The following is an 8,498-nucleotide window of genomic DNA, read 5'->3' on the forward strand; positions in this document are numbered from 1 at the left end:
TTGCGAGCCGTCGAGTGAGCCCGAACTCCGGCCGCCGGAGTGGATGGGGACCTTGGTCCTGCCCCGGGTCCGTGACGCGAGAGAGGGTGGAGGGGTCGGAAGGGGAGGCCGCACATGTCCAGGAACCGGTGGCGACGGCGCACGGCCGTGCTGGTGGGGGTCGCCACGGCGGTCTCGGGGGCCTGGACCGCGCGGTACTCCCTCCTGCACTGGGGCGCCACGACCGGCGAGACCGAGGAGCCGTTGCCCGGTGACGACCTGCTGCCCGCTGCGCCCTACGTCGAGACGAGGGCCATCACCATCGACGCGCCACGCGAGGAGGTCTGGCCCTGGCTCGCCCAGCTCGGCCAGGGCCGCGGCGGGCTCTACAGCTACGACTGGCTCGAGAACCTGGTCGGCTGCGGCATCCACAGCGCGGACCGCATCGTGCCGCAGTGGCAGGACGTCGCCGTGGGCAGCGAGGTGCGCCTCCACCCGAAGGGTGCGTTGACGGTGGTCGCGGTCGAGCCGGAGGAGCACCTCGTGCTGCGTCCCGGCCCACCCCGCGCGCCGGGTAGCGCATCGATGCCGGCCGGCTTCCCGTTCGACTACACCTGGGCGTTCGTGCTGCGCCACCACCCGGGTCGGCAGACCCGCCTCATCGTCCGCGAGCGCTACGAGCCGCGGGTCGGATGGGCCGGCCCGGCGGTCGAGGCCCTGTGCGTCGTGAGCGCGATCATGGGGATCAAGATGCTGCGCGGCATCCGGGAACGCGCCGAGGCCCGGCAGCCCGGCTGAGTCGGCCCACGAGGACGGAAGCGCGCGACCGAGCCCGCGTCGACCCTGCGGCATACGATGCCAAGGTCGACTACACGAAGGAGTGTCCATGCCCCGCGACCTCACCCCGGACCTCGTCGAGCGCCTCACGAAGGCCTGGGACGCGGACCCCACCGCACGGCTGCTGCAGAACGCGGTCACGACCACGTCGGTGGACGACATCGCCCTCGACCGTCACGTCGTCACGAGCATCGACCACTCGGTCTCCCACCTGCTCGACGACTGGACGGCGACGTCGCAGGAGAAGAGCGGGCGCTGCTGGCTCTTCGCGGGGACGAACCTGCTGCGTGCCGGCGCCCGAAAGAAGCTGGGCGTCAAGGACTTCGAGTTCTCCCAGAACCACCTCCTGTTCTGGGACAAGCTCGAGAAGGCAAACCACTGGCTCGAGTCGATCATCGCGACGAGCGACCGTGACGTCGACGACCGCACCGTCGCGCACCTGCTCGCGACGCCCGCTGAGGACGGCGGGCAGTGGAACATGTTCGTCGCGCTCGTCCTCAAGCACGGGCTCGTCCCCAAGGTCGCGATGCCCGAGACGAAGAGCTCGAGCAACACCCGCCAGATGAACCGCGACATCGCGACGATCCTGCGCCAGGCGGCCCGGGACCTGCGGGCCGAGGCAGCCGATGGCGCCGACCCGGAGGCCCTCGAGGTCACGAAGGAGCAGGCGCTGGCCGCGATCCACCGGCTGCTGTGCATCCACCTCGGCACCCCTCCCGAGTCCTTCGTCTGGCAGTGGAAGGACTCGGACGGGGCGTTCCACCGCGACGGCGAGCTGACGCCGCTCGAGTTCGCCGAGGCCTATGTCACGGTCCCGCTCGCCGACTACGTCTGCCTCGTCAACGACCCGCGGCCGACCAGCCCCTACGGGCGCACCTTCACCGTCGAGCACCTCGGCAACGTCGTCGGCGCGCCGCCGGTGACCTACCTCAACGTCGAGCCCGCGGTGATGAAGTCCCTTGCCGCACGAGCGATCGTGGACGGCGAGCCGGTGTGGTTCGGCTGCGACACGGGACAGATGTCGCACGCCGACCTCGGGCTGTGGGACGCGTCCCTCTTCGACCGGGCCGCGGTCTACGGCACCCAGCCGAGCCTGACCAAGGCCGACCGCCTGCTGCACCACGAGTCGCTGATGACCCACGCGATGCTCTTCACCGGGGTCGACCTCGTCGACGACGTGCCCCGGCGGTGGCGCGTCGAGAACAGCTGGGGCACCGAGAAGGGCGACAAGGGTTTCATGACGATGAACGACAGCTGGTTCGCCGAGTTCGTCTTCGAGGTCGCCGTGCGCCGCTACGCCCTCCCCGCCGACCTGCAGGCGGCGCTCGAGCAGGATCCCGTCGTGCTGCCCGCATGGGACCCCATGGGCGCCCTCGCCGACTGAGTCCTGCCCGTCCCGAGTCGGCCCCGGCCGTACCCCGCCGACGGACTCCAGGCCGGGGAACAAATCACATCGCTCCAAAGTTGAGTCAGGTGTACGCAAGATTTGCGAGTCCGGTTTTGACAAGTCAGGTCCGGGCAGAGCAGATTGAGCAGGACCCAGACCACGTGGCCGGAGCGTGAGCGAGCCCCCATGAGGAGCGAGCCCAGCGGCATACGGCCGATCAGGAACACCAAGGAGAACCACTCATGGCACGTGCGGTCGGAATCGACCTCGGTACCACCAACTCGGCTGTCTCCGTCCTCGAGGGCGGCGAGCCGACCATCATCGCGAACGCTGAGGGCGGCCGCACCACCCCGTCCGTCGTGGCGTTCGCCAAGAACGGCGAGGTGCTCGTCGGCGAGGTCGCCAAGCGCCAGGCCGTGACCAACGTCGACCGGACCATCCGCTCGGTCAAGCGCCACATGGGCACCGACTGGAAGTCGCCCGAGATCGACGGCAAGCGCTACACCGCACAGGAGATCAGCGCCCGCATCCTGCAGAAGCTCAAGCGTGACGCCGAGTCCTACCTCGGCGAGCCGGTGACCGACGCCGTCATCACCGTCCCCGCCTACTTCGACGACGCCGAGCGGCAGGCCACCAAGGAGGCCGGCGAGATTGCGGGCCTCAACGTCCTGCGCATCATCAACGAGCCGACCGCGGCGGCGCTCGCCTACGGCCTCGACAAGGGCAAGGAGGACGAGCTCATCCTCGTCTTCGACCTCGGTGGCGGCACGTTCGACGTGTCCCTCCTCGAGGTCGGCAAGGACCCGGAGGACAACTTCTCCACGATCCAGGTCCGCGCGACGAGCGGTGACAACCAGCTCGGTGGCGACGACTGGGACGAGGTCGTCGTGAAGTGGCTCATCCAGCAGGTCAAGAACAAGACCGGCCAGGACCTGTCCAAGGACAAGATCGCGATGCAGCGCCTCCGTGACGAGGCCGAGCGCGCCAAGAAGGAGCTGTCGTCCGCGACCTCCACGAACATCTCGGCGCAGTACATCTCGATGACGCCCGAGGGCCCGATCCACCTCGACGAGACGCTGACGCGTGCGCAGTTCGAGCAGATGACCAAGTCGCTGCTCGACCGCACCAAGGCGCCGTTCCACAAGGTCATCGAGGACGCGGGCATCAAGCTGTCCGACATCGACCACGTGGTCCTCGTCGGTGGCTCGACCCGCATGCCGGCCGTCACGGCGCTCGTCAAGGAGCTGACCGGCGGCAAGGAGCCGAACAAGGGCGTCAACCCCGACGAGGTCGTCGCGGTCGGCGCGTCCCTGCAGGCCGGTGTCCTCAAGGGCGAGCGCAAGGACGTCCTGCTCATCGACGTCACGCCGCTCTCGCTCGGCATCGAGACCAAGGGTGGCCTGATGACCACGCTCATCGAGCGCAACACCGCGATCCCGACGAAGCGCTCGGAGATCTTCACGACCGCCGACGACAACCAGCCGTCGGTCCTCATCCAGGTCTTCCAGGGTGAGCGTGAGATCGCCCAGCACAACAAGTCGCTCGGCACCTTCGAGCTGACCGGCATCGCACCGGCGCCGCGGGGCATCCCGAAGATCGAGGTCACCTTCGACATCGACGCCAACGGCATCGTCAACGTCTCCGCCAAGGACCAGGGCACCGGCAAGGAGCAGACGATGACCATCACCGGCGGCTCGGCCCTGTCCAAGGACGAGATCGACCGTATGGTCAAGGACGCCGAGGCGCACGCCGAGGAGGACCGCAAGCGGCGCGAGACCGCCGAGGTGCGCAACCAGGCCGAGCAGCTCGTCTACTCGACCGAGCACTTCCTCAAGGAGTCGGGCGACAAGGTGCCCGACGACGCCAAGAAGCCCGTCGAGGAGGCGCTCGCCGACCTCAAGTCCGCGATCGCCGACGGCTCCGAGGCGAGCCCGGAGGACATCCAGAGCAAGGTCGACGCGCTCAACGAGAAGTCCCAGGCCATGGGCCAGGCGGTGTATGCCGCTGAGCAGGCTTCCGCTGCAAGCGGTCCCGACGCTTCGGCCGGGTCGTCCGACAGCCAGGCCGGTGGTGCGGGCAGCGAGGCCGGTGGCGACGAGGACGTCGTCGACGCCGAGGTCATCGACGACGACCAGGAAGCCAAGTGAGCCAGATGGACCCGGAGATCCGTCCCGAGGGCGCAGGCCCCGAGGGCGCCGGTCCTGACGCGACCGAGGGCGCCGGCACCGCCGGCGCCCCGGTCGCGTCGGGCACGCCCGGGCCCGAGCCGATCTACACCGAGGGCGGTGGCGGTGCCTCGTCCGAGCCGGGCGGCGAGGACGAGTACGACCACGCGCCCGCCAACGCCGAGCTCGCCGAGGAGGACACGATGGCGGCCACGCTGCTCGCAGACCTCCAGCGCCTGCAGGCCGAGTACGTCAACTACAAGAAGCGGGTCGACCGCGACCGCGAGGTCATCCGCACCAACGCCGTGAGCGGGGTCGTCGAGGCGCTGCTGCCGGTGCTCGACGACATCTACTTCGCCCGCCAGGCGGGGGACCTCGAGGGCGGCCCGTTCGCCTCGATCGCCGACAAGCTCGAGGAGACCCTCTCCCGGTTTGGCATCTCCCGGGTCGGCGAGGTCGGTGACGAGTTCGACCCGAACGTCCACGAGGCCCTGATGCACGTCGAGGCCGAGGTCCCGGAGGGAGCGACGTCGACCACGGTCGTGCAGATCTTCCAGCCGGGCTACAAGAACGGCGAGCGGCTCGTGCGAGCCGCACGGGTGTCGGTGGCCGACCCTGCCTGAACGCCGCCACGCCGCTGGGCTGGGACCCCAGCCCAGCGGCATACATGAGACTGTGATGACAAACGAGGAGGTGCGCCGGGATGGCTAGCCAGGACTGGTTCGAGAAGGACTTCTACGCGATCCTCGGCGTGCCGCAGGACGCCGACGAGGCGACCATCAAGAAGACCTACCGCAAGCTCGCCCGCAAGATGCACCCCGACCAGAACCAGGGGGACGCGAAGGCGAGCGAGCGCTTCAAGGAGATCGGCGAGGCGTATGCCGTCCTGTCCGACCCCGAGCAGCGCAAAGAGTACGACGCGGTCCGGGCGATGGCCCACGGCGGCGCGCGCTTCACGGCCGGCGGGCCGGGCGGCGCAGGCGGCGCGAGCTTCGAGGACCTCTTCTCCGGCTTCGGTGCCGGCGGTGGCCAGCGGGTGCGGTTCGGCACCCCGGGTGCCGGCGGCGCGGGACCCGACCTCGAGGACATCCTCAGCGGGATGTTCGGCGGCGGCGGCGCAGGTGCCGGCTATGGCGGCTTCGGCGCGCCGCGCGGTCCCCAGCCGGGCGTCGACGTGCACGCCTCGACGCACATCGGCTTCAAGGAGGCCGTCGAGGGCTCGACGGTGCTGCTCCAGTCGCCCGAGCTGGGCCGGATGAACGTTCGGATCCCCGCAGGGGTGCGGGACGGCCAGAAGATCCGGCTGCGTGGCAAGGGCCGACCCGGTGACCCGGGCGCTCCCGCCGGCGACCTGATCCTCACCGTCTCCGTCCAGCCGCACCCCGTCTTCGGCCGGGACGGCGACAACCTGACCGTCGACCTGCCGGTCACCTTTGCCGAGGCGGCGCTCGGGGCGACCGTCCCCGTGCCGACCCTCGACGGCAAGTCGGTCAAGGTCAAGGTGGCCCCCGGCACGCCGAGCGGGCGGGTGCTGCGGCTCAAAGGCCGCGGCGTCCAGCGGGGCGACGACAAGCCCGGCGACCTGCTCGCCAAGGTGCAGGTGGTGGTCCCCCAGCGGCTCACCGACGAGGCCCGCGAGGCGATCGAGAAGATGGCGGCGGCCGAGAACGGCTACGACCCGCGAGCCGAACTGTTCGCCAAGGCGCGCGGCTGATCTCACGGCCCTGATCCCTCCCGGTTCGAGGTATTCCGGTGGTGGATCCGCCCATCGGAATACCTCGAACGAGACGGAAGCGGAAAGACAGGAGGTGAGGACGATGGCAGCACAGCGGAACCGGGGCGGTGCCCCCGACGACGACACGCCCGTCTTCGTCATCTCCGTCGCGGCCCAGCTCGCCGGGATGCATGCCCAGACGCTGCGCCAGTACGACCGGATGGGCCTCGTCACGCCGTCGCGCACCCGCGGTGGTGGCCGGCGCTACAGCGGCCGCGACGTCGCCCTGCTCCGGGAGGTGCAGCGGCTGTCCCAGGAGGGGGTCTCCCTCGCCGGCATCCAGCGCATCCTCGAGCTGGAGAACCAGGTCGAGGCGTTGCGCTCGCGGGTCGAGGAGCTCGGCGACGAGCTCGAGTTGGCCCGGGCCGCGATGGCCCGGCACCGTCGGATCTTCGCCGCCGGCACGCTGGGCGACGTCATCGCCGTGCCGGCCGGTCAGCGGCCGCCGCGGCGCCCCCGCTCCCAGGCGCTCGTCGTCTGGCGGCCCGACTCGCGTCGCCAGTCCTCCTGACGCTCTGGCACCCATAGGCTTGGGTCGCGTCCGGGGGAGGCGCCAAGCCGCCGCGGGAATCCGCTCGACAACCGACGCCCCGGTCGGCCAAGGTGCGGGCCATGAAGATCCGCCGCCTCGACACAACCGACCCCGACGAGCTGAAGCAGTGGTACGCAGCGTGTGTCGCGTCGACCCGGGTCGAGCAGCCCACGTTCGTCCCGAAACCGTTCGAGGAGCAGGTGCGGCAGGTCCTCGAGCCGGAGCTCGGCGCTGAGCGCTATGACCTCGTCGCGGTCGAGGACGGCGCCGTCCTCGGTGCGGTCATGCTCTATCTGCCGATGGAGGACAACCGCGAGCTCGTCTGGCTCGTTGTCGACGTCGCCCCAGCCCACCGCCGCCGCGGTGTCGGCCGGGCGCTGGTCGCTGCGGCCGAGGCCGACATCTCCGCCGAGCGACGCGAGCTCGTCGTGCCCGCCCGGCTCCCGGCGGACCGGGTCGAGGACCACCCGTACCGCCGCTTCGGCGAGGCGATGGGGTATGCCGTGGCGACCGTCTCGACCGACCGGGTCCTCCGCTGGCCGGTGGACGGGTCGCTGCTGGACCGGCTCGCGGTCTCCCCGGACGGGTACCGCATCGAATCCTTCGTCGACGGGGTGCCGCAGGAGTACCGCGCCTCGCTCGGTGTGCTCAAGGGCCTCATCGACGTCGACTCCCCGACGGGTGACATCGAGTGGGAGGCGTCACCAGTCAGCCCCGAGCACTATGCCGAGGAGCTGCGCCGGCACGTCGAGGCGGGCCGGCGCCTCGTCGAGTCCGTCGCGCTCGACGGCGCCGGCGAGGTGGTCGCCTACAGCGAGATCGTCGTCCCGTCGGTGCCCGAGCGACACTTGACCCAGGAGGGCACGCTCGTCCGGTCGGACCACCGGGGCCACCGCCTGGGGCTCGCGGTCAAGGTCGCGAACCTGCAGGCACTGCTCGACCTGGGGGTCACGAACCCGTCGATCCGCACCGGCAACGACGACGCGAACCGGCACATGATCGCGATCAACGAGCAGCTCGGGTTCGTCCCCGACGTGGCCGAGCTGATCTTCGCCAAGCGCCGCTGAAGAGCCGCCGAAGTGCCGCCGACCGACCTAGCCTCGAAGGATGACCACCTCGCTGCCGCTGCACGCGGAGTTCCTCCTGCTGGCGCACGATGACGAGACGGGGCGGCCGCTCGTCGACGGCACGCACCTCAAAGCGGGCCTGGCCGGGGCCGCGATCAGCGAGCTCGCCCTGCAGGGGGCGCTCGAGCTCGAAGGGGAGGGCAGGTCCGCCCGTCTCCATGCCACCGGCCACGCCGTTGCCCCGGAGCTCGAGGAGGCCTTGCAGCGTGCCGACGGCCAGGCGCCGAAGAACGCCGTCGCCCGCGTCGGCGGCGCCCAGAGCTGGCGCGACCGGGCCGGCCCCCTCGAGTCGGCGACACTGGCGCAGCTGGAGAGCTCGGGGATCGGCGTGCGCGACGAGGAGACCGTCCTGGGCGTCTACCACCGCAAGGTCTGGCGCGAGAAGGACCCGTCCGTCGAGCGGGAGATCGTCGGCCGGGTGCGTCGTGCCCTGTTCGAGAGCGGCAATCCGGAGCCCCGCACGGCGGTCCTCGTGTCGCTGCTCGGGGCGACCGGTCTGCTGCGGAAGCTCTTCCCGGACGAGGACAAGGGGCTGCTCCGCGCACGGACCAAGGAGCTGAGCGCCGGCGGGTGGGGCGGGGACGCCGTCCGCCAGACGATCCAGGAGATCCAGACCGCCGTCATCGCCGCGGTGATCGCCGGCGGCGGGGCCGCCGCGCGCTGACCGGCCCGCGCTGACCGGCCCGCGCTGACCGGC

The 8,498-nt window shown here is 70.7% G+C and carries 8 protein-coding genes; all 8 read left to right on the top strand.

What is annotated here, in order from left to right; translation table 11 throughout:
* The first annotated feature begins 114 nt into the window (after positions 1-114).
* The 8 genes from N864_RS16225 (at position 115) to N864_RS16260 (ending at position 8,465) form a co-directional block, all read left to right on the top strand.
* The gene (locus N864_RS16225; RefSeq protein ID WP_034719152.1) at positions 115-777 is read left to right on the top strand and encodes a hypothetical protein; all 663 of its coding nucleotides are present in this window, start codon (positions 115-117) and stop codon (positions 775-777) included.
* Positions 778-865: 88 nt separating this feature from the next.
* The gene (locus tag N864_RS16230; protein ID WP_034719154.1) at positions 866-2,200 is read left to right on the top strand and encodes a C1 family peptidase; all 1,335 of its coding nucleotides are present in this window, start codon (positions 866-868) and stop codon (positions 2,198-2,200) included.
* Positions 2,201-2,445: 245 nt separating this feature from the next.
* A complete protein-coding gene (gene dnaK / locus N864_RS16235) occupies positions 2,446-4,350 on the top strand; it encodes a molecular chaperone DnaK (protein ID WP_034719156.1) in 1,905 nt (634 codons plus the stop codon).
* Between the two features lie 5 nt (positions 4,351-4,355).
* Positions 4,356-4,991: a nucleotide exchange factor GrpE gene (locus tag N864_RS16240; protein ID WP_034719164.1), complete on the top strand. Its 636-nt coding sequence runs from the start codon at positions 4,356-4,358 to the stop codon at positions 4,989-4,991.
* Positions 4,992-5,071: 80 nt separating this feature from the next.
* Positions 5,072-6,082, top strand: coding sequence for a DnaJ C-terminal domain-containing protein (locus N864_RS16245; RefSeq protein WP_034719158.1), 1,011 nt, complete (start codon positions 5,072-5,074; stop codon positions 6,080-6,082).
* A 103-nt stretch (positions 6,083-6,185) separates the two neighbouring features.
* Positions 6,186-6,653: a heat shock protein transcriptional repressor HspR gene (locus N864_RS16250; protein ID WP_034719160.1), complete on the top strand. Its 468-nt coding sequence runs from the start codon at positions 6,186-6,188 to the stop codon at positions 6,651-6,653.
* Between the two features lie 101 nt (positions 6,654-6,754).
* Positions 6,755-7,741, top strand: coding sequence for a GNAT family N-acetyltransferase (locus N864_RS16255; protein ID WP_051518697.1), 987 nt, complete (start codon positions 6,755-6,757; stop codon positions 7,739-7,741).
* A gap of 40 nt (positions 7,742-7,781) precedes the next feature.
* Positions 7,782-8,465: a GOLPH3/VPS74 family protein gene (locus tag N864_RS16260; RefSeq protein ID WP_034719162.1), complete on the top strand. Its 684-nt coding sequence runs from the start codon at positions 7,782-7,784 to the stop codon at positions 8,463-8,465.
* The last annotated feature ends 33 nt before the right edge of the window (positions 8,466-8,498 follow it).

The sequence above is a fragment of the Intrasporangium chromatireducens Q5-1 genome (assembly GCF_000576575.1).
Lineage (GTDB): Bacteria > Actinomycetota > Actinomycetes > Actinomycetales > Dermatophilaceae > Intrasporangium_A > Intrasporangium_A chromatireducens.